Here is a 20,975-nt window from a genome sequence, read left to right as displayed (position 1 = left end):
CTTTCAGAATGTCCTTGGCCAGCGATTGTGGGGCTGCTGCGCAGCCCAGCGGGAGCAAGCTCCCTCGCCACGGGTTCTGCGGTGTCCAGAGATGATCGAAGACCCGCTGTACCCGCTGACCTCGCGCGGGCTGGAAGAAGGGATGCGGTTTCTTTCCAAGTAAGCCCCTCCAAGCGAGTACCCCGTCTGTGGCGAGGGAGCTTGCTCCCGCTGGGGTGCAAAGCGCCCCCAACAAGGCTGTTGCTGTCTTTCAGAATGTCCTTGGCCAGCGATTGTGGGGCTGCTGCGCAGCCCAGCGGGAGCAAGCTCCCTCGCCACGGGTTCTGTGGTGTCCAGAGATGATCGAAGACCCGCTGTACCCGCTGACCTCGCGCGGGCTGGAAGAAGGTGCGGTGTCTAGATGAATCGCTGCAAATACTCGACATGCTGCCGGTGTGCCGTTTCCTGCACCACCGGCGCCATGCGCACCTGCTGCCCCGGCAAACACTGCGCCAGCCGCGCCAATGACAGCGGCGTCAATGCCCCCAGGCGTGGATACCCGCCAATGGTCTGCCGATCATTGAGCAGCACGATCGGCTGCCCGTCCGGCGGGACCTGGACCGCCCCCAGCGGGATACCTTCGGAGATCATCGGCAGGCCCTGATACTGCAACGCAGGCCCCAGCAAACGAATCCCCATGCGATCGCCGCGACTGTCCAGGGTCCAGCCGCTGTTGAAGGCATCAAACAGGCTCTGGCCACTGAACTGGCCATGTTGCGCCCCGAGCACCAGGTCCAGCGGTTGTTGCTGGGTGAAGTCGGGCCGCTGGTCACGCGGGACCTCACGCAAGGTCTGCCCCTGCCCCGAATAAGTCAGCTCTGCGCCCCTGGCCAAAGGATGGCCAAAACCATCCAGGCCACCCAGTTCCTCACGCACCACTGTTGCACAACTGCCCAGCACCGCCGGGGCGTTGAAACCGCCCGGTGCCGCCAGGTACGCACGGGCACCAAGCAACGGTGAAGTGAACTGCAAGCGCTGGCCCTTGCGCAGGAGGAAACTGCGCCATGGTGCCAGCGACTGCCCCTCCAGCAGCGCCCCAAGGTCAGCCCCTGCCAGCGCCAGGCAGCAATCCTCCTGCGCCTCCAGTGTCAGCCCGCCGAGGGTGATTTCAATCACCGCGGCGTCCATGGCGTTGCCCAGCAAGTTGTTGGCCCAGGACATCGACAGCCAGTCCGCCGCCCCGCCCTGGGTGACGCCCAGGTGTCGCACGCCGAAACGGCCAGCATCCTGCAACAGGCACAGCGGGGTGCTGGCCTCAACGGTCAAGCGGCTCATGCCAACACCTCCAGCGGCGTATCGTCGCCGCCCAGATTGACGAACTCGGCATGGCCGATCGCTTCGAAACGCACCCGATCTCCCGGTTGCATCAGGCTGTAGCCATCACGCCCACGGTCGAACAGTTTGGCCGGGGTGCGACCGATCAGGTTCCAGCCACCGGGAGACTCCACCGGATAGGCGGCGGTCTGCCGCTCGGCGATCCCCACACTGCCGGCCGCCACACGCTTGCGCGGCGTATTCAGACGCGGTGCGGCCAACGCCTCTTCGACCAGCCCCATGAAGGCAAAGCCTGGGGCAAACCCCAAGGCGAACACCTGATACTCACGCCCACTGTGGCGGCGAATCACCTCCTCCACCGCCAGGCCGCTGCGTTGCGCCAGCAGACTCAACTCAGGTCCGACGCTGGAGTCATACCAGACCGGCAGCACATGACACTGGCCACCCGCCTGCGTATCGGGCTTGAGTTCAATCAATGCCTGGCCGATGAGCTCGCGCGCCCGGGCCGGGCTCAACGCCAGCAGATCGTAATGCACCATCAGCGTCGTGTAGGACGGCACCAGATCGATCAAATGCGCGCCGAAACCTTCGCGCAATCGCGCACAGGCCGCGAGCATCCAGGGCATGTTGGTTTCGGCAATTTCATCGAACAAACGCACCATCAGGCAATCGATCGCTACCACTTCAACCCGTGGCTTCATAGCGCGTCCTGCTGATTCAAGGCCTCGCGGATACGCCGCACGGCCGCCACGGAACTGGCGTTGTCACCGTGGACGCACAAGGTATTGGCCTGCAACCGCAAGGCACTGCCGTCGCTGGCGACAAGGTCGCCACCACGGGCGATGGTCAGTGCCTGCTCGATAATCACCGCAGGGTCGTGATGCACCGCGCCTGGCTGTTGCCGCGACACCAGGCGTCCGGCGCTGTCATAGGCCCGATCGGCGAACGCCTCGAACCACAGCGTCACGCCATACTCGTCACCGATCAACTGTGCCGCGCTGTTGTCGCGGGTCGCCATCAACATCAACGGCAGTTGCCGGTCATACGCGGCGACCGCCTGAATCACTGCCCGCAACTGCGCGGGGTTGGCCATCATGTCGTTGTACATCGCACCATGGGGTTTGACGTAACTCACGCGTCCACCCTGGGCACGGCAAATGCCGTCCAGTGCGCCGATCTGATAATGCAGCAGGTCCTGCAGCTCTTGCGCGCTGTACGCCATCGAGCGCCGACCAAATCCCACCAGGTCCTGATAGGCCGGATGGGCACCGATTTGTACGCCATGGCTCAATGCCAGGCTGACGGTCTTGCGCATGATGCTAGGGTCACCGGCGTGAAAACCGCAGGCAATGTTGGCGCAATCAATGAATGGCATCACTTCTGCGTCCAGACCCATGGTCCAGCTGCCAAAGCTTTCGCCGATGTCGCAGTTCAATAACAGGCGGCTCACGGTGAGTGCTCCTGTGGAATTTTGTCATTTTAACCGAGGGGGCTTTGCAGCAGCCCCCGTCGATTGACCGTTACTGCGCCTCGAGTTGCTTGCCACGGGTTTCCGGCAGGCTCAACGCCGCCAGGATCACCACGCCGTAAGACACCGCCGCGAACGCTCCGATACCGACACTCAGTGGCACGGTCTGGCTGAGCAGGCCGATCAACAGCGGGAACAGTGCCGCCAATGCACGCCCTACGTTGTAGCAAAAGCCCTGGCCTGAACCACGAATCCGGGTGGGGAACAGCTCGGTCAGAAATGCGCCCATGCCGCTGAAAATCCCGGAGGCAAAGAACCCCAGCGGAAAGCCCAGCCAGAGCATGACACCGTTGCTGACCGGCAGCTGGGTGTAGAGCAGGACAATGGTGAACGAGCCCACGGCGAACAAAATGAAGTTCTTTTTGCGCCCGAGAATGTCAGTCAGGTAGGCGCTGATCACATAGCCGACGTAAGACCCGACAATCACCATCGCCAGATAGCCGCCTGTGCCCAGCACGCTCAGTCCGCGTTCGTTTTTCAGGAAGGTCGGCAACCAGGAGGTAATCGCGTAGTACCCGCCCAGGGCACCGGTGGTCAGCATGGACGCACGCAAGGTGGTGCTGAGCATGCCGGGGGCAAAGATCTCGTAGAACTTCGACGGGTTGCTCGGTTCCTGTTTGGCCTTGGCTTCGCGGTAAATTTCCGGGTCCTTGACCAGGCGGCGAACGAAAATCACGAACACCGCTGGCACGATGCCGAGCAGGAACAGCGCGCGCCAGGCATCTTCCGGCGGCAGGATCGAAAACAGTATCGCGTAGAGAATCGCCGTCAGGCCCCAGCCCAGGGCCCAGCCTGACTGCACCATGCCCACCGCCTTGCCGCGATCCTTGGCGCGGATCACTTCGCCGATCAGCACCGCGCCCGCCGTCCACTCACCACCAAAGCCGAAGCCCATCAGGGTCCGGGCGATCAGCAGTTGTTCGTAGTTTTGCGCAAAGCCGCAGAGGAAGGTGAAGAAGGCAAACCACAGCACGGTCAGTTGCAGGGTGCGCACGCGACCGATACGGTCGGACAGAATCCCGGCCACCCAACCACCAATGGCCGAGGCGATCAGCGTACTGGTGTGGATCAGCCCGGCTTCGCCCGTGGTGATCCCCCACATGGCGATCAGCGTCGGGACCACGAAGCTGAGCATCTGGGTGTCCATGCCATCCAGGCCGTAACCGATCTTGCAGCTCCAGAACGTACGCCGCTCCTGCTGGTTGATATTGCGGTACCAGTCAAAGGGACCGGGGCGGCTCAAGGCCTTGTCCTGGGCGACAGAGGTCGTGTCGGGCGCACTCATGGCGAATCTCCAGCTGATTTTTATTGGTATTGTGATGAACGCCAACGACGCATATCGTGGGTCTGGCGCATTTTTCGACGACAGCCCCCTGCCCGTCCAACTAATAAAACCCCCGCCAAGGCATAAGAAAAAGTTGATCCCATGAACCTCAAATTCCTTGAAACCTTTGTCTGGGTCGCCCGGCTGAAAAGTTTTCGCCTGACCGCCGACAAACTCTTCACCACCCAGGCCTCGATTTCCAGCCGCATCGCGGTGCTGGAAAGCGAGCTGGGAGTGAAGCTGTTTCTGCGCGACTCACGGGGCGTGAAGCTGACGCCCGAAGGCTTGAAGGTGCTCGACTACGCCGAGCAGATGATGGACACCATGCAAGCGCTCAAGCAGTCTTTGGAAACCCGCTCCAGCAAGGCCGGGCGGGTGCGCATCGGCGTGATGGACACGGTGATTCATACCTGGCTCAGCCCACTGGTGGCGCAGATCACCGATCACTACCCGCAGCTGGAAATCGAACTGGTCGCCGATACGTCACTGAACCTCTGCGACCAGCTGCAAAAAGGCTTTCTGGACCTGATCCTGCAAACCGACCTGTTGCGCCAGGAAAGTGTGCGCAGCCTGGACCTGGCCAGCCACCCGATGGGCTGGATCGTCGCCAGCCACTCGATCTACAACCGCGACTACACCAGCGTGGCGGAACTGGGCCACGAGCGCATCATCACCTACTCGAAAAACTCCCACCCCCATCAAGACGTGCTCAGCCTGATGCAAGCCAACGGCGTACCCAGCCCACGACTCAGTTGTGTGAACTCGGTATCGGCGATCACCCGATTGCTGCGTGATGGCTTCGGCATCGGCGCGCTGCCGCCGGTATTGGTCAGAGAAGAACTGGCGCGCAGCGAATTGACCTTGCTGACCATCGAGCAGCGGCCACCGAATCTGCAGGTGGTGGTGTCCTGGCGGGTCGGCGCGGAGTGGGTCGAGGAAATCGTGACTTTGTGCCAGCACGTGGTGGAGCGCTATGCGCAGGAGGTGGGTGAGCAATACATGGTGTTGAGCAAACCCCTGGACAGAATCTGAGAGGTTTACCCTGCATACAATTAGGAATTGATATCATTTGCATTAATTTTTTAATTCGGTATTCTCAGCGCGCTTTCAGTCAACCACAGCCTCAAGGAACAGGGCCTGATGCGCGCCTATACGCAAAATCAACAGCAGTTGCTCTCTCGCTGGAGCGAAGCCCTCGGCACCGAGGCGTTCCAGTCCCACCGCATCACCCTCGATCATTTGTGCAATGCCCTGGATCCTGCCGCCCAACGCAGTTTCCAGCGCCTGATCCAGGCGCTGTTTCGCGAAGGCCTGATCAACCCTGATGTTTGCAGGTTCGACGACAATAACCGCTGCTGGCTGCCGCTTGGCGACGGTTCGCAACTCTGCTTCGATCACCTGTCCGGTACACGGATGAACAGTTGGGACGTGCGCGGCAGCATCGTCCTGCACACCCCCGACCGCCAACCGCACAAGATCCAGCTACCCAGCGAACTGCTCGCTCTCCTCGGCACGCTGCTCACCCCGTCCGCCTCCCCGCAGGTCCTGGAACGTCTGGCCCTGGAACTGGATGACAGCTTCAGCAACGACACACTGTGCCTGGCGTTCCACCATGGCTGGACCGAGCGCCTGAGAGAGCAAATCGGCGCTGGGTACGACAACAATCTGCTGGCTTGGCTCCACGCCAGTCCCGGGCATCCGAACCCGACGTCGCTGCTCGAACAGTGGGGCACACTCGGCCATCCGTGGCACCCGAACTACAAGACCAAACTGGGCTTGAGCGCCGCTCAGGTCATCGCGTTCTCGCCAGAGTTCGAAGCAAGCTTTCCGATCGTGTTGTGCGCCCTGCACCGCCAGTACGCCCACGTTGAAGCGCTGGCCGGCACCGCCGATTACTGGGACTGGTGGCAAGGCCACTTCCCCCAGGCCGCCGAACAATTACAGCACCACTTGCACCAGCGGGGCCTGGACGTAGCCGACTACCTCCCGCTGCCGTCGCACCCCTGGCAAGCCCACGAGGAACTGCCGCACTCGTTCGCCAACGAGATCGCGGACAACCTGCTGATCATTACGGACATCGTCGCCTTCACCGGCCACCCGACCATGTCCTTCCGTACGGTTGTACCCGAGGCCAGCCGCGTTGCGCCGATGGTCAAGCTGCCCGTGGCGTTGCGCCTGACCAGCGTGCAACGCACCGTGTCGCCACGCTCGGCCCGGATGGGACCGCGCATCAGCCAGTTGATGCTGCAGATTCTCGACCAGGAGCCACAGATTCAGCGCCTGCTGAACATCGTGCCGGAGCGCATCGGCGTGCACTACGCCGCACAACCGGTAGACGAGGAACGTTCCCGGCATGCCGGCGTGTTGTACCGTGACAACCCCCTGACGCTGCTGCAAGCAGGCGAGCTGGCGATACCGGTCGGCAGCCTGTTCGCCGTCAACGAATTCGAACAACCGCTGCTGCGTGATTGGGTACAGCTGGCTCAGGGTCGCGATGACAGCGAGGCCATGCTGGCGTTCTTCGATGATTACCTGTCGATTGCCGTGCCGGCGCTGCTGGGCATCTACCTGATGTATGGCGTGGCGTTCGAAGCCCACCAGCAAAACAGCTTCATGGTGATGGGGGCTGACGGTCAGCTGAATCGTCTGTTGCTGCGTGACTTTGGTGACATTCGCATCGATCGCAAAACCTTGCACGCCCAGGGCCTGGATATCCAGTTGCACGATCCGAAAATGACCCTGTACGACGACGCAGGTTTTGTCCGCGACAAGCTCCTGCACACCACGTTCATGTGCCACTTGGGTGAACTGACATTGCTCTGTGCCCGCCACTGGAATGTGTCGGAAAGCATCCTTTGGGATCGCCTGGCAACGCAGGTTGCACAGTGTTTCGACAGCGTGCGCGAGCGCGTCGAACCGGCACGCTGGGAAAGCGAACGCCAGGCCTTGCTGGAGCAGGACTGGCCGGCAAAGTCGTTCATGCGCATGCGCTTGCTCGACAGTCATGCCGACATTGTCGGACGCCTGAGCAACCCACTGCGAGCAAGCGCCGATGCTCGCTGACGGGCGCGCATTACGACTGCTGATCGTCATCCAGTTTGTCTCCATGGGCGCCATGGAAATGAGCGGTCCGTTCTGGCCCTTGCAGATCCAGCATCTGCTCGGGCCAGAGGGTGCCGGCTACACCGCGCTGCTATCGGCACTGGTGTATGCCGGCCCGATGCTCGCGGCCATGCTCCTGACGCCCATGTGGGGTCGCCTGGGCGACCGCACCGGGCACAAGCCGATGATCATTCGTGCGTTGCTGGCGCTGGCGCTCTGCCAAGGGCTCGCGGCCATCACCGATGATCCCTGGCTGCTGGTGGCCATTCGCGTGATGCAAGGCGCGCTGGCCGGCTTCCTCGCAGCGGCCCAAGCCTATGCCCTGGCCTGCTGCGACAGTTCCCGGCGGGGCCATACCCTTGCGCGCCTGCAATCGGCGACCGCCGTCGGCTCGTTGATCGGCCCGGTACTGGGTGGCTGGCTGATGGACGTCTCGGGCTTCGCCTTGCTCTGTTACGGCGCAACGGCGATTTGCCTGTTATGCGCGCTGGGTAGTTTTTTCCTGCCGGCGGACAAGGCGCGGGCCTCGCAGAAAAAAACCGCTGCGCCCGTCGCCCTGCCCAAAGGCTGGCTGAGTGCAATCTTGTTGGTGATCGTGTTGATCCAGGCCGCGAAGATGATCCCGCAGCCGTTCTACGCCCTGTACGTCGCCAACATCCTGCACGCTCCGGGCTGGCTGATCGGCGCCACCTACGCCGCTAGTGCCGCCACCCTGGCGATTTCCGCACCGCTGTGGGGACGTTTGTTCGACCGCTGGCAACCGGCCTACACCCTGCGCGTCATCGAGGGTGTTGCCTGGTTGTGCGCCCTGACGCTGGCCGCCACGGCACTGGCCAACGAATGGCTGGGCTTTCTCGCCAGCCGGCTGGTTTGGGGCATCTGGCAAGGCGCCCTGCTTCCCGTCGCCTATGCATTGATCGCCAATACCGTTTGCGCCAGCCAGCAGGGTTTTGCCCTCGGCCTCGGTAACAGTGCGGCCAAGGCCGGTGCCTTGCTCGGCACTGTGCTCGGCGGAATCGGCATGGGCGTTATCGGCCTGGCCCACAGCTTCTGGCTGGTGGCCCTGACCTACGCACTGGCCGCCCTCGGAATCCGTTGGGTGCGGGCATTCACCGTGACACCTGCTCCCACACCTTTATCTACCCACGCTCATCAAAAATAGAAAAAGACGACCTCATGACCCGAACCAAACTCTCATTGCTGATTCCGTTGCTCGGTGGCTTCAGTGCCCACAGCTGGGCCGATGACACCGAACAGCAGTCCGGTGCCCTGAACATGCAAGCGACTGTCGTTTCCGCGACACGCAGTGAAGCGAGCATTGCCTCGATCCCGGGCTCGGTCCAGGTGATCGACGAACAGCAAATCCGCGAGCAGAGCGGCGCGGGTCGTCGGGTCTCCGACATTCTTGGGCAATTGGTTCCCGGCCTTGCACCGTCCACCGGCGGGATGAGCAACTACGGCCAGACCTTGCGCGGGCGCAGCGTGCTGGTCTTGATCGACGGCGTGTCGCAGAACGCCACGCGCGACAATTTCCGCCAGCTCAACAGCATCTCCCCGGCCAGCATCGAGCGCATCGAAGTGGTCTCCGGTGCCAGCAGTGTCTACGGTGCCGGCGCTTCGGGCGGCATCATCAACATCATCACCAAGCGCAATCAGGGCCAGGACGCTGCCTACAGCAGCAAACTGGGCATGACCACTGGCAACAACTTCAACCGCAAAGGCTTCGCCTACGAAGCCTTCCAGAGTGCCACCGGGCGCAAGGATGCCCTGGACTGGTATGTGTCCGCGGACCTGACGCAACGCAACGATCAGTTCGACGGCAACGGTGACCGCATCCCCCAGGACACCTCCCAGGGCAGCAACATGGACACCGAGACCTATGACCTGCAAGGTCGTTTCGGTTACGAGCTGGACGAGAACAAGAAAGTCAGCCTGTCGCTGCAGGACTACAAGGACGAACAGGACACCGGCTACACCAAGGACCCGAAAAACAAGCAGGAAGCCGTCGCGATCAAAGGGCTGAACCTCGACGACCAGCCCTATACCCATAACCAGGCCGTCAATCTCAATTACACCGACAAGGACTTCCACGGTCAGGGCCTGCAACTGGAAAGCTACTGGCGCCGCGCTGACGCACTGTTTTTCCCTGACGTGTCGCGGGGCTACGCCGGCGTCTCCGACAACAACAGCGTGCAGAATGTCTATGGCCTGCGCGCCGCCATCGATACACCGCTGCCGGCCATCGGCAGTGCCACGGGCAACCTGGTCTGGGGTGCCGACTACGATAACGAGCGCTCCACCCAGCGAGGCGACCAGTACAGCGTCAATGGCCTGGACTACACCAAGACCGGCACCACCTTTGAACTGGGCCCGGATACCGAGACCACCACCAAGGCCATCTACGGGCAAATGTCCTGGGACATCGCCGACTGGACCGTGCGCGGCGGTATTCGCCGTGAATGGATCGAAAGCGACGTCTCCGACAGCATCGCCTATGGCGAGATCGTCCAGACCGGCAATTATGCGACGCTGCCCGGCGAAACCCTCAAATACGACGCCACCCTGTACAACCTGGGGGCGGTCTATCACCTGAGTGAGAACCAGGACGTTTTCGTCAACTACAGCCAGGGTTTTTCGCTGCCGGATATCCAGCGTTTCCTGCGTGACGTGAACAGTTCCTTTAACATCCAGACCCTCGACGCCCAGGCCATCAAGGTCGACAGCTACGAGCTGGGCTGGCGTGGCGACTGGGACCAATGGCAAGCCGACGTCACCGTGTATGAAAACACCTCGGACGTGACCCAGTTCTACGATGCCAATGAGCGCGTGTTGCGTCTGATCGATCAGAAAGAACGGGTTCGCGGCATCGAAAACAGCCTGACCTACCGCGCGACCGATCGCTGGTCAGTGGGGGGGACTTATGCCTGGGCCAAGGGCGAGACCCAGCAGAACGGCAAATGGATCGACCTGCCGGCCACGCGTATTTCACCCGCCAAGACCACGCTGTTCGTCGGTTATACCGAGGACGATTACACCCTGCGCCTGCAAGGCATGCAGCTGGCCAGCTACGACGCGGCCCTCAAGGATGACAACGGACGCGACATCGATGGCTACACCCTGGTGGACCTGCTCGGTTCCGTGGAACTGCCGGTCGGCCGTCTGGAAGGTGGGGTATTCAACCTGACCGATCGCAACTACCAGAACCTGTACGCCCAGTCCAACGCCAAGGCCCCCTATGCCAACGCCGAAGGCCGTACGTTCAGCATGAGCTACTCGCTCGACTGGTAAACCTTCGCCCGTGCAGGAACTGCTTCCTGCGCGGGCGACTGGCTGTTCTTCGGCATTACAAGCCGCGTAAATCCCGCTCTTCGATCGGCCGGCTCTGGCGCAGGCGCTTGCCGCCCAGCACCACCCAGTCGATCAGTCGGAACAGGCATTCCAGGCCGAACGACAGCAGCATCGCCCCACCCAACCCCCAGCCCATGGCTTCGGGGGTCAGCAGGATCTGGTAGCTGTAGCCGTTCCAGGTTTCCTTGCGAATCTCCGGATCGGCGGCCAGGACCACCTGCAGGAAGCGGATGTACCACGGGCCCTGCATGGCCTGGAACTGTTTATCCAGCGCCAGTTGCCGGGTCAACAGGGTGTTCAGGCTGTCGGCATCGCTGCGAAATACCGGGTCTTCACTGGCGCGGTAATGGGCCACCAATGCTTGTAGATCACCCTTGAAAAACTGCTCGGCCGTGCCCTGGAAACCCCGCAGGCCGGTCTGCGCTTCGATCAGGTGCGCCTCGACCCGCTTGGCGTAATCATTGATGAACCCCGGTACCTGCACCCCCACCAACAGGCCGACGGCAAACAACACCAGGCGCACATAACTGAGCAACATATCGGCTGTTCCTTATTCGGTCTTGCCCTGGCTGACGCATTCACCGCGTCGCCACAGGCTCCATTGGCCCGGTTCGTAACGGGTCCAGGTTTCGTTTTCGGTCAAGGGTTCGGTGGCAATCACCGTTACCACATCGTTGGGCGTGGTTTCGGCCTGGAAGTCGACGATCACGTCCACGTCCTTCAAGCGTGCCGGACCAAAGGGGGCGCGCCGGGTGATCTGGGCCAGCTTGGTCGAGCAATAGCAGAACAGCCAGTCGCCGTCGCTCAACAGGCAATTGAATACGCCCTGGTTACGGTACTCGGCGCAGGCCGCCACCAGGCTCGGCAGCAACTGTTCGACCGCCACGGGCTCCGGGAAGGCTTCGCGCACTCGGTTGAGCAGGTCGCAGAACGCCGCTTCGCTGTCGGTGTCACCGATCGGCCGGTAGAAACTCGCCACTGGCTGGAAATCGGCGAGCTGGCCGTTATGGGCAAAACACCAGTTCCGCCCCCATAGCTCGCGCACGAACGGGTGGGTGTTGGACAGGCAGACCTTGCCGACGTTGGCCTGGCGGATATGCCCGATCACCACTTCGCTCTTGATCGGATAGCGTTGCACCAACTGCGCCACTTCCGAGTCGCAACTGGCGGCCGGGTCCTGGAACACGCGCAGGCCGCGACCTTCATAGAAGCCGATACCCCAACCGTCCCGGTGCGGGCCGGTCCGACCGCCGCGCTGCATCAGCCCGGTGAAGCTGAACACGATATCGGTCGGTACATTGGCGCTCATGCCCAATAATTCACACATGCCGGGACTCTCGCTTCAATGCCGGGGCCATCAAAGGCGGGGTTCGACTCGCGAACGCTGGGGATTGCTCGGCACAGGGGGGCGACCGTAACGATCATCGCCGGCACCGCCGAAGGGTTGGTCATCGTCGGGGTCAGAGGCCCGGGCGGCGGCGTTCGCGGCGGCGGCCTGTTCCTTGCGCGCGTTGGCGGCGCGCTCGATGGGGAAACGGATGAACACGAATATCAGATAGATACCCAAGGTGATCATGCCGTACATGAACAGGTCGGAGATGGCCCGCCAGGCGTTGTTCCCCACCTTGAACAACAAGTCCAGGGCGGTGATGGCGATGGCCGGGGCGAACTTTTCCTTCACCGGGTCAATGATGGTCGGGCTGAACAACAGCACCACCATGACCAGGCGCAGCGGCTGGCGCAGCCAGCGCCACATCCAGCGGGTCATGCGCATCCACACCAACAGGCAGCCCAAAGCGGCAAAGGCGTAAAGGCCCCAAGCGATCAGATAGTCGTTCTCGGTCATGGTGTCCATGGCATGGCAGGCAAAGAGGCGCTTATGATAACGGCTTTTCGCGGATCAAGCTGCCCCGCTGTCCGTGAAGCCCCTTTTGCACACCGTCCGAGAGCCCCACATGCCCCGATCCGCCCACGTTTGCAGCGCCCCGATTGCCCGCAAGGCCGACGGTGATGACCCGTATGCCTGGCTGCAGGAGCGGGACACCGCCCCCGTGCTGGATTACCTCAAGGCCGAAAACGACTACCAGGAAGCCCAACTGGCCGATCAGGCCGGGCTGCGCGAAACCCTGTTCAATGAAATCAAGGGCCGGATTCTCGAAACCGATCTGTCGCTGCCGTCGCCATGGGGGCCGTACCTGTACTACACCCGGACCATCGCCGGCGACGAGTATGCCCGGCACTACCGCTGCCCGCGCCCGGCCGACGATAGCCTGCAGGTCGATGAAAGCCGGGAGCAGTTGCTGCTCGACCCCAACGAGCTGGCCAATGGCGGCTTCTTCTCGCTGGGCGCCTTCAGCATCAGCCCGGACCACCAGCGCCTGGCTTATAGCCTGGACACCATCGGCGACGAGACCTACACCTTGTTCGTCAAGGAGCTGTCCAACGGCAAGATCAGCGAACTGGCGTTCGAAGACTGCGATGGCAGCATGACCTGGGCCAACGACAGCCTGACGCTGTTCTTCGCTGAACTGGACGAAACCCATCGCCCGCACAAACTGTTTCGCTATCGCCTCGACGGTACGGCTGCCGAAGAAGTCTTCCATGAACCGGACGGGCGGTTTTTCCTGCACTGTTATCGCTCAAGCTCCGAGCGCCAGTTGCTGCTGTCCCTGGGCAGCAAGACCACCAGTGAAGTCTGGGCCCTGGATGCCACGCAGCCGCAGCAGGCCTTCACATGCCTGGCGCCGCGGATTGAAGACCACGAGTACGACGTTGACCACGGCAAGCTCGACGACCAGTGGACCTGGCTGATTCGCAGCAATCGCGACGGCATCAACTTTGCCCTGTACCAGACCGTCGACACCGGCGTGGCGCCGACCCAGGACGACTGGCAAAACCTGATCCCCCACAGCGACACGGTGATGCTCGACGGCATGAGCCTGAACGCCACGGCCATGACCCTGAGCCTGCGTGAAGGCGGGCTGCCGATCATCGAGGTTCACCCTCAGGGGCTGCCGACCTACCGGGTGCGGTTACCGGACGCTGCCTACAGCCTGCACGTGCACAACAGCCTGGAATTTGCCAGCGAGCGGATCCGCCTGCGCTACGAGGCGTTGAATCGCCCGGCGCAGGTGCGCCAGCTGGAACTGGCCAGCGGCGAGCAGAAAGTCCTCAAGGAAACCCCCGTGCTCGGCCCCTTCGATGCCGATGCCTACATCAGCCAGCGCCTGTGGGCGACTGCGCCCGACGGTACGCAGGTACCGATCAGCCTGGTGGTCAAGCGCGACCGGCTCGGCCAGCCGACGCCCCTCTACCTCTATGGTTATGGCGCCTACGGTGAAAGCCTTGACCCCTGGTTCTCCCATTCGCGCCTGAGCCTGCTCGATCGCGGCGTGGCCTTTGCCATTGCCCACGTGCGTGGTGGTGGTGAGCTGGGCGAAGCCTGGTACCGCGCCGGCAAGCAGGAGCACAAGCAGAACACCTTCAGCGACTTTATCGCCTGCGCCGAACACTTGATTGCCAACGGCTACACCACCTCGTCACAACTGGCGATCAGCGGTGGCAGTGCCGGCGGCCTGTTGATCGGCGCGGTGCTCAACCAACGCCCGGAGCTGTTCGCGGCGGCCATTGCCGAAGTGCCCTTCGTCGATACCCTCAACACCATGCTCGACCCGGACCTGCCACTGACCGTCACCGAATACGACGAATGGGGCAACCCGCAGGAGCCGCACGTGTATGAGCGGATCAAGGCCTATGCGCCCTACGAAAACGTCAGCGCCCAGGCCTACCCGGCCACGCTGGTGATCGCCGGCTACAACGACAGCCGCGTGCAGTACTGGGAAGCCGCCAAGTGGGTGGCCAAATTGCGCGCCAGCAAAACCGACGACAACCTGCTGCTGCTCAAGACCGAACTGGGTGCCGGCCACGGCGGGATGAGCGGGCGTTATCAAGGATTACGTGACGTAGCCCTCGAATACGCATTTGTCTTCAAGGTACTGGGGATTGCCTGAGGAACTCCGCCCGCTGGCGCTGATCCGAGATCATTTGCCGATGTGGGGGCGGGCCGGGAAGGCCCTCGCCCACAGACGATAGAGGGTTATCCCCTGATCAAGCCCCGCAACAGACACAAGAAAAGACATTGACGACATGCCAGAACCACGCTCACTGAACACCGAAATTCGCGACTGGCTGATGGACTGCGGCCTGTTCGATCAACTGCAACTGGCCGACTTCACGGCCGCTGCCGGCTACTTCAGCATCAGCACCATTGCCCAGGGCGAAGAAATCTTCCACGAGGGCGATGCCGGCAGCTTCATGTGCATCATTCACTCCGGCCAGGTGGCCGTGCAGAAAACCGGTCATGACGGCCAACAGGTCACCATCGCGACCCTGCGCAGCGGCCGGGCATTTGGCGAGATGGCCGTGCTCGACGGCGAGCGGCGCTCGGCCAGTTGCGTGGCGGCGAGTCATTGCCAGTTGCTCAACCTGGGCAAGGACTCCCTGGAAAAGATGCTCAACGACGCGCCGAAGATTGCCGCCAAGATCATCCGCGCCATTGCCGTGTCATTGTCCAGGCGCCTGCGCATGGCCGACGGCCAGCTGCTTTCCCAGCAGATCTAGACGCCTGGGGTCTTGGGTTTTGGCGCAACCTGCTCAAGCCCCGGCAGGGGTTGATCCTTGGGCGGGCCGGGGTTCTTGATCGGCGGCAAAAAGGGAGCTCCACCACTGCCGCCACCGGCCTTGGGTGCTGCGGTCGGGGTAATTTGCGGGTAGGGGGTGGGTGTTGCGGTTCCCGGCGAACCGGGTGCCGCCGAGGGTGTCATCGGGACGGCTTGCATCGCTTGCGCCTGTGCCGCACTTATCGAGAGCGCGGCCAACACAATGACCGTTAGAATGGTGCGCTTCATCAATGGCTCCGTTGCCCTGGCTTGTGGCCTCAAGGCTACTCCCAAGCGCGCAGGATTGCCCTGATCAATGACAGCTTTTCCCTTCTCAATGAGAGTCCCATGAAACGTTTCGTTCTGCTCGACACCACCCCGATCCCCGAAAACGGCGGTGCCTTGTGCCTGTTCGAGTACGGCGAAGATTTCGTCATCAAGATCCAGGGCGGTGATGGCGGGCAACTGATGAACACCCGCATGCACGGTTCCGAAGACGCCCTGGCCGAAATCCCCTGTCGCAAAGTGGCCGGCCGGCCGAACTCGCGGGTACTGATTGGCGGGTTGGGCATGGGCTTTACCCTGGCCTCGGCCCTCAAGCACCTGGGCAAGAGCGCCGAAGTGGTGGTCGCCGAACTGGTACCGGGCGTGGTGGAGTGGAACCGCGGGCCACTGGGAGAAAAGTCCGGGCGCCCGCTGCTCGACCCACGTACCGTGATCCGCATGGAAGACGTGGCCAAGGTGCTGCAAGCCGAACCGCAGGGATTCGACGCGATCATGCTCGACGTCGACAACGGCCCCGAAGGCCTGACCCAGAAAGCCAACAGCTGGCTGTACTCGGCGGGCGGCCTGAGCGCCTGCGCCAAAGCCCTGCGCCCTAAAGGCATACTGGCGGTATGGTCGGCCAGTGCCGACCGGCAGTTTTCCGACAAATTGAAAAAGGCCGGCTTCAAGGCCGAAGAAGTGCAGGTGTTCGCCCACGGCAACAAGGGCACCCGTCACACGATCTGGATTGCCGAGAAGCTCAAGGGCTGAGCTAAACTTGGGTCATAACCGTCATTAGTCTTTTACAAAGGTGAACCCATGAGTTCGTCAACACCTCCATCCAATACCGCCAAGCTGGACCGCATCCTCGCCGACGCCCAGCGCGACCGGGAAATGGGTTACCGCGACAAGGCCCTGAAGATGTACCCCCACGTCTGTGGACGCTGCGCCCGTGAATTCTCCGGCAAACGCCTGAGCGAGCTGACCGTGCACCACCGCGACCACAACCACGACAACAACCCGCAGGACGGCTCCAACTGGGAGCTGCTGTGCCTGTACTGCCACGACAACGAACACTCACGCTACACCGACCAGCAGTACTTCGGCGACGGCTCCCTGAGCACCCCGAAAATCGCCAAGGCGACCCACAACCCGTTTGCCGCGCTGGCCGGGTTGATGAAAAAAGACGACGAGTAACGTTGATTTGATCGCTCCCACGCTCCCGCGTGGGAATGCATCCCGTGACGCTCTGCGTCACATCCAAAGCGCAACGCGGAGCGTCCCTGGCAGCATTCCCACGCAGAGCGCGGGAACGATCATCTGACCGCCCTCCCCCAATCCCCGTATAATCGCGTTTTTTTCCCGAAGGCACCCCGCTCGTGGCAGACAAACGGTACAGCTGCATTGGTTTGTATAACCCCAAATCACCGGAGAACGTTGGCTCGGTGATGCGCGCTGCGGGCTGTTATGGCGTGGCCTCGGTGTTCTACACCGGTAAACGTTATGAGCGCGCCGCCGATTTCGTCACCGACACCAAGAAGGTCCACTACGACATTCCGCTGATCGGCATCGACGACCTGAAAAAGATCCTGCCCCTGGGCTGCGTCCCGGTCGCGGTCGAACTGGTCGAGGGCGCCCGCTCCCTGCCGGAATACACCCACCCGGATCGCGCGCTGTACATCTTCGGCCCGGAAGATGGCTCTCTCGACAAAGAGATCCGCGAGTGGTGCGAAGACGTGGTCTACATCCCGACCACCGGCTGCATGAACCTGGCCGCCACCGTCAATGTGGTGCTCTACGACCGACTGGCCAAGGGCAACAACACCCGCTCCGGTCCGAAATTTCGCTGACCGGTTGCACCGCCAACGGAACAAGGCGACTGCCTGCGCAGTCAGCTCTCTATCCAGTGCCCCCTGAGGAGACAGATCATGAGCGAGTTCAAACGCGTGGAACCTATCGACCAGGCACCCTCCACACAGAATGTCCAGGGCTGGGAGCGCATCGGCTCGTTGGCCGGTGGCGTGGTGATGGTGGGCAAGGGCCTGCGCCGTGGCGGGCTGTTCGGCCTGGTCCAGGTCGCACTCGGCGGCGTGGCGCTGGCACGGGGTATCACCGGCCACAGTTCGGCGAAAAGTTTCCTGGAACAAGGCCGCCGGGACCTGGACAAGGCGCGGGCGAAAATCGAGCGCACCGGTGACGAGCTGAAATCCCTGAAGACCCATGCACAAGCGCCCACCCACACCGCAACGGTCACCGGCAACGACTCATTGAAATCGCCTGAAGCCGGGGCTTAAGCAACACCACATCACCCTGTGGCGAGGGCGCTTGTTTCCGCCGGGCTGCGAAGCGGCCCTGAACCTCTTGCGAGCGCTATGCGCTCGAGCGGGAGCAAGCTCCCTCGCCACAGGTGTTTGGCTCAGGCTATCTGAGCAGCTCGGTATCGAGCACCTTCGACGGCTCGCCAATCACACTTTCGGCGAGCGCCACGAACGAGCGGGAGCAAGCTCCCTCGCCACAGGTGTTTGGCTCAGGCTATCTGAGCAGCTCGGTATCAAGCACCTTCGACGGCTCGCCGATCACACTTTCGGTGAGCGTCACGAACGGGCGGGAGCAAGCTCCCTCACCACAAGTGTTTGGCTAAGGTTATCTGAGCAGCTCGGTATCGAGCACCTTCGACGGCTCGCCGATCACACTTTCGGCGAGCGCCACGAACGAGCGGGAGCAAGCTCCCTCACCACAGGTGTTTGGCTAAGGTTATCTGAGCAGTTCGGTATCGAGCACCTTCGACGGCTCGCCGATCACACTTTCGGCGAGCGCCACAAACTCCTGCGTACTCACCCGTTCCAGGCGCATGACACCTCGAAGCATGTCGTCCAGCGAACGCTTGTTACGGGTTTTCAGGCGAATCTCGCGATCCAGTTCCTGCAGCAGCAACACCGCCCTGGCGACCTGCGCCGGACTGGCCTGTTCCCCGCGCAAGGTGCCGGCCTTCTGCCCGAGCAAATGCATCGAGTTCTCCAACACCTGATACCGTTCATCGCTCATGCCACCGGCACGGCGCAACAACTCGATGGCGTAGTACTCGGCAAACCCTTCGCTGATCCAGTCACTGCGGTCCTGGTCGCTGATCCGCCCGAATGTCTGGGTCAGTTCGCGGATCAGCGGGCTGCTGCCACTTTCGCTGATCACCGGCAGGCGGCTGTGCAGGTAGATCGACTCATACCCGGCCATGCTGCCGCGCCACATCGGGTCCGACGCGCCAACGATCAACAGTTTGCCGGGATGGCGAGGGTAGAGCGTCTGCACTTGCGGCCAGACAAAGGTCAGCATCGTCAGTACGTCCATCCGGCGCATGCCCTGCCCGCGTGGCGAAGCCACCGTCACGTCGGTCTCCCCCAGGCGCGTTCGGCGGCTGCCCAGGTTGCCGGCGAGCATCCAGCCGGTGGGCCGGTCAAACAATCGTGAAACGTTGTCGATGCGAAAGCGGTTCTTGCCGATGCGCGGCCAGGCGGTCTCGACACTCTTCCAGCCGGACGGCAACTCGAACTCCAGGCGCGCCACCAGTTCAACACCGTCACGCTGATCCAGGCGCGCAGCCGGCACCAGTTCGTCACCGCGCATCAACGCCCAACCCGGCGTCATGCGAGTCTCGAAGGCCGCATTCTTGCGTGTATGGCTGATGCGTACGCGGTAGGTCAGGCTGGTCTTGTCGGCCGCCGGGCGCCAGACGCCGCGCGCGGCTTTGCCGGGCGCAAGCTGCCACTGGCCATCGGCCTTGAAGTCGCTGTAATGGCTGCCGTCACCCAGGTCGAAATCCAGGCTGCGCACGGCCGAGCCCTGGGCCAGCGTCAAGCGCACTTCGGCCTGATCGCTTTGCGGCAGCAAGCGCACGTGGTAATCCAGATTGACCTTCTCGACCGCCCACACTGGCGACCCCAGCACCAACAGCGACAATGCCGTCGGCAATCGCACCCCTACCGCCATACACACTCCCTCGTGATTCATTCGTACAACACGCTGGTCTCAACCTGCGCGGAAAATCAGATGATCTTCCCAATCATCTTCCGGCACGCTGCCCTCGGCGAGCATGCGCCCGGACTGCGAGATTCGCTCGTGGTGCACTGCGTCGCGATCACCACACACCAGGTGGTGCCAGAGCGGCAGGTCCTTGCCCTCACTGACCAGGCGGTAGCCGCAGGTCGGCGGCAACCACTTGAATTGATCGGCCTTGCCCGGCGTGAGCTGGATGCAGTCGGGCACCGAATCGCGACGATTCGGGTAGTCGGTGCACTGGCAGGTTTTCAGGTCCAGCAGTTTGCAGGCGATGCGTGTGTAGTAGACGCTGTTGTCGTCTTCATCCTCGAGTTTTTGCAGGCAGCACAGGCCGCAGCCATCGCACAACGACTCCCACTCCTGCTGATCGAGTTGTTCGAGGGTTTTGCGTATCCAGAAAGGTTCGACTTTGGCGGCCATGGCTCAAGCATCTACATCAGGAGGAGAAAAGGCCGCCAGTCTAGTGCCCGCGACCCCTTGGGCCAAGCGCTGGCGACTGCCGGTACGAGAGCACTTGTCAGTTTTCAGCCGGCGCAGTAGCTTGGCGGGTCGCAGCGGCCCATGCCAGGGTGCCATTAACGCGCTAGCGCGTTGCATCACGGTGAATTGCCAAGGGTCGGAAAACCTCACTGCCCAGCTCAACGGCATGCGCCGGTTTTACTCAACTGCCCATTCATAAACGTTGCCAGGAAACTTCTTGATGAGCGCCAATCCCCGCGTTGCCGAATACGCCATTGCCCCACAGTTCACCGACCGCTGGTCACCGCGCGCCTTTACCGGCGAAACCATCCCTGAAGAAACCCTGCTGAGCTTCTTCGAAGCCGCGCGCTGGGCACCGTCGGCCTACAACTCGCAACCGTGGCGCTTTCTGTACGCGCGCCGTGATACGCCGAACTGGGAGCGTTACCTGGGTCTGCTGAACGAATTCAACCGCGGCTGGGCGCAACACGCCTCGGCCCTGGTGATCGTGATCTCGAAAACCACCTTCACCGCCCCGGGCGCCGAGGAAGAGACCCCGGCCCTGTGGCACACCTTCGACACGGGCTCGGCCTGGGGCCACCTGGCCCTGCAAGCGACCCTCAGTGGCTGGCACACCCACGGCATGGCCGGTTTCGACCAGGAGCTTACCCGCAAGGAGCTGAACATTCCGCAAGGCTACGCGCTGCACGCCGCCGTCGCGATCGGCAAGCTGGGTGACAAGGCCACCCTGGCCGAGTACCTGCAGGCCCGTGAAGTGCCAAGCCCGCGCGTGCCGCTGAGTGAGCTGGCGGCTGAAGGCGACTTCACCCTGTAAGTCGCGTCCGCCCCTGTTTGGACCGGGGACATGGTGGACACATGTTCGGAGACATGGTGGACAGTTAACGAAGCCGTTTACCTGATATTA

General features: G+C 62.3%; 21 protein-coding genes. 11 read left to right on the top strand and 10 right to left on the bottom strand.

Annotation, left to right across the window (positions count from 1 at the left end; genetic code table 11):
• Window positions 1-396: 396 nt before the first annotated feature.
• The 4 genes from AC3WQN_RS19540 to AC3WQN_RS19525 all read right to left on the bottom strand — a co-directional run bounded on the left by AC3WQN_RS19540 (window position 397) and on the right by AC3WQN_RS19525 (window position 4,127).
• Complete coding sequence (locus tag AC3WQN_RS19540) at window positions 397-1,314, bottom strand: 5-oxoprolinase subunit C family protein (protein ID WP_103400485.1); 918 nt, start codon at window positions 1,312-1,314, stop codon at window positions 397-399.
• On the bottom strand, window positions 1,311-2,015 hold the full coding sequence (gene pxpB / locus AC3WQN_RS19535; protein ID WP_103400486.1) for a 5-oxoprolinase subunit PxpB: 705 nt from the start codon (window positions 2,013-2,015) through the stop codon (window positions 1,311-1,313). The genes AC3WQN_RS19540 and pxpB overlap by 4 nt, the downstream gene beginning before the upstream one ends.
• Window positions 2,012-2,764, bottom strand: a complete 753-nt coding sequence (locus AC3WQN_RS19530; RefSeq protein ID WP_103400487.1) for a 5-oxoprolinase subunit PxpA — start codon at window positions 2,762-2,764, stop codon at window positions 2,012-2,014. Before AC3WQN_RS19530 ends, pxpB begins: the two co-directional genes overlap by 4 nt.
• Window positions 2,765-2,834: 70 nt before the next feature.
• Window positions 2,835-4,127, bottom strand: coding sequence for an MFS transporter (locus tag AC3WQN_RS19525; protein ID WP_095145590.1), 1,293 nt, complete (start codon window positions 4,125-4,127; stop codon window positions 2,835-2,837).
• Between the two features lie 141 nt (window positions 4,128-4,268).
• On the opposite strand from AC3WQN_RS19525, the gene AC3WQN_RS19520 reads away from it, so the two are divergent.
• The 4 genes from AC3WQN_RS19520 (at window position 4,269) to AC3WQN_RS19505 (ending at window position 10,556) form a co-directional block, all read left to right on the top strand.
• Entirely contained in the window at window positions 4,269-5,198 is a 930-nt protein-coding gene (locus AC3WQN_RS19520; protein ID WP_103400488.1) for a LysR family transcriptional regulator, read from the top strand.
• A gap of 108 nt (window positions 5,199-5,306) precedes the next feature.
• Window positions 5,307-7,229: an IucA/IucC family protein gene (locus AC3WQN_RS19515; protein WP_103400489.1), complete on the top strand. Its 1,923-nt coding sequence runs from the start codon at window positions 5,307-5,309 to the stop codon at window positions 7,227-7,229.
• A complete protein-coding gene (locus AC3WQN_RS19510; protein ID WP_103400490.1) occupies window positions 7,219-8,430 on the top strand; it encodes an MFS transporter in 1,212 nt (403 codons plus the stop codon). The genes AC3WQN_RS19515 and AC3WQN_RS19510 overlap by 11 nt, the downstream gene beginning before the upstream one ends.
• A 14-nt stretch (window positions 8,431-8,444) precedes the next feature.
• On the top strand, window positions 8,445-10,556 hold the full coding sequence (locus AC3WQN_RS19505; protein WP_103400491.1) for a TonB-dependent receptor: 2,112 nt from the start codon (window positions 8,445-8,447) through the stop codon (window positions 10,554-10,556).
• A gap of 55 nt (window positions 10,557-10,611) precedes the next feature.
• On the opposite strand, the gene AC3WQN_RS19500 is transcribed toward AC3WQN_RS19505, so the two are convergent.
• The 3 genes from AC3WQN_RS19500 to AC3WQN_RS19490 are packed head-to-tail and all read right to left on the bottom strand — an operon-like array spanning window position 10,612 to window position 12,471.
• A complete protein-coding gene (locus AC3WQN_RS19500) occupies window positions 10,612-11,154 on the bottom strand; it encodes a DUF2937 family protein (protein ID WP_095080256.1) in 543 nt (180 codons plus the stop codon).
• Window positions 11,155-11,166: 12 nt separating this feature from the next.
• Window positions 11,167-11,943, bottom strand: a complete 777-nt coding sequence (locus AC3WQN_RS19495) for a class II glutamine amidotransferase (protein ID WP_103400492.1) — start codon at window positions 11,941-11,943, stop codon at window positions 11,167-11,169.
• 30 nt (window positions 11,944-11,973) lie between these two features.
• Window positions 11,974-12,471 carry an MFS transporter gene (locus AC3WQN_RS19490; RefSeq protein ID WP_103400493.1) on the bottom strand — a complete coding sequence of 166 codons (498 nt, stop codon included), beginning with the start codon at window positions 12,469-12,471 and terminating at the stop codon, window positions 11,974-11,976.
• A 100-nt stretch (window positions 12,472-12,571) separates the two neighbouring features.
• On the opposite strand from AC3WQN_RS19490, the gene AC3WQN_RS19485 reads away from it, so the two are divergent.
• Together AC3WQN_RS19485 and AC3WQN_RS19480 are read left to right on the top strand one after the other, a co-directional pair.
• Entirely contained in the window at window positions 12,572-14,626 is a 2,055-nt protein-coding gene (locus AC3WQN_RS19485; RefSeq protein WP_103400494.1) for a S9 family peptidase, read from the top strand.
• A 136-nt stretch (window positions 14,627-14,762) separates the two neighbouring features.
• Window positions 14,763-15,236: a cyclic nucleotide-binding domain-containing protein gene (locus AC3WQN_RS19480; protein WP_095080260.1), complete on the top strand. Its 474-nt coding sequence runs from the start codon at window positions 14,763-14,765 to the stop codon at window positions 15,234-15,236.
• Here AC3WQN_RS19480 and AC3WQN_RS19475 read toward each other — a convergent pair.
• Window positions 15,233-15,523, bottom strand: a complete 291-nt coding sequence (locus tag AC3WQN_RS19475) for a hypothetical protein (protein ID WP_103400495.1) — start codon at window positions 15,521-15,523, stop codon at window positions 15,233-15,235. The genes AC3WQN_RS19480 and AC3WQN_RS19475 overlap by 4 nt on opposite strands.
• A gap of 99 nt (window positions 15,524-15,622) precedes the next feature.
• Between AC3WQN_RS19475 and AC3WQN_RS19470 the strand changes: the two genes are divergently transcribed.
• The 4 genes from AC3WQN_RS19470 (at window position 15,623) to AC3WQN_RS19455 (ending at window position 17,832) form a co-directional block, all read left to right on the top strand.
• The gene (locus AC3WQN_RS19470) at window positions 15,623-16,309 is read left to right on the top strand and encodes a spermidine synthase (protein WP_103400496.1); all 687 of its coding nucleotides are present in this window, start codon (window positions 15,623-15,625) and stop codon (window positions 16,307-16,309) included.
• A 48-nt stretch (window positions 16,310-16,357) separates the two neighbouring features.
• The gene (locus AC3WQN_RS19465) at window positions 16,358-16,735 is read left to right on the top strand and encodes a YajD family HNH nuclease (protein WP_095080263.1); all 378 of its coding nucleotides are present in this window, start codon (window positions 16,358-16,360) and stop codon (window positions 16,733-16,735) included.
• 182 nt (window positions 16,736-16,917) lie between these two features.
• Entirely contained in the window at window positions 16,918-17,388 is a 471-nt protein-coding gene (locus tag AC3WQN_RS19460) for an RNA methyltransferase (protein WP_095080264.1), read from the top strand.
• A 78-nt stretch (window positions 17,389-17,466) separates the two neighbouring features.
• On the top strand, window positions 17,467-17,832 hold the full coding sequence (locus tag AC3WQN_RS19455; RefSeq protein ID WP_103400497.1) for a YgaP family membrane protein: 366 nt from the start codon (window positions 17,467-17,469) through the stop codon (window positions 17,830-17,832).
• A 460-nt stretch (window positions 17,833-18,292) separates the two neighbouring features.
• On the opposite strand, the gene AC3WQN_RS19450 is transcribed toward AC3WQN_RS19455, so the two are convergent.
• Together AC3WQN_RS19450 and AC3WQN_RS19445 are read right to left on the bottom strand one after the other, a co-directional pair.
• Window positions 18,293-19,522 carry a hypothetical protein gene (locus AC3WQN_RS19450; protein WP_103400498.1) on the bottom strand — a complete coding sequence of 410 codons (1,230 nt, stop codon included), beginning with the start codon at window positions 19,520-19,522 and terminating at the stop codon, window positions 18,293-18,295.
• A 39-nt stretch (window positions 19,523-19,561) separates the two neighbouring features.
• A complete protein-coding gene (locus AC3WQN_RS19445) occupies window positions 19,562-20,011 on the bottom strand; it encodes a YcgN family cysteine cluster protein (protein WP_095145576.1) in 450 nt (149 codons plus the stop codon).
• Between the two features lie 280 nt (window positions 20,012-20,291).
• Between AC3WQN_RS19445 and AC3WQN_RS19440 the strand changes: the two genes are divergently transcribed.
• Window positions 20,292-20,885 carry a nitroreductase family protein gene (locus AC3WQN_RS19440; protein ID WP_095148621.1) on the top strand — a complete coding sequence of 198 codons (594 nt, stop codon included), beginning with the start codon at window positions 20,292-20,294 and terminating at the stop codon, window positions 20,883-20,885.
• The last annotated feature ends 90 nt before the right edge of the window (window positions 20,886-20,975 follow it).

Source organism: Pseudomonas sp. FW300-N1A1, from assembly GCF_058789115.1.
Note: the sequence above shows the minus strand (reverse complement) of the source record. Positions and strands in the feature narration are given on the sequence as shown.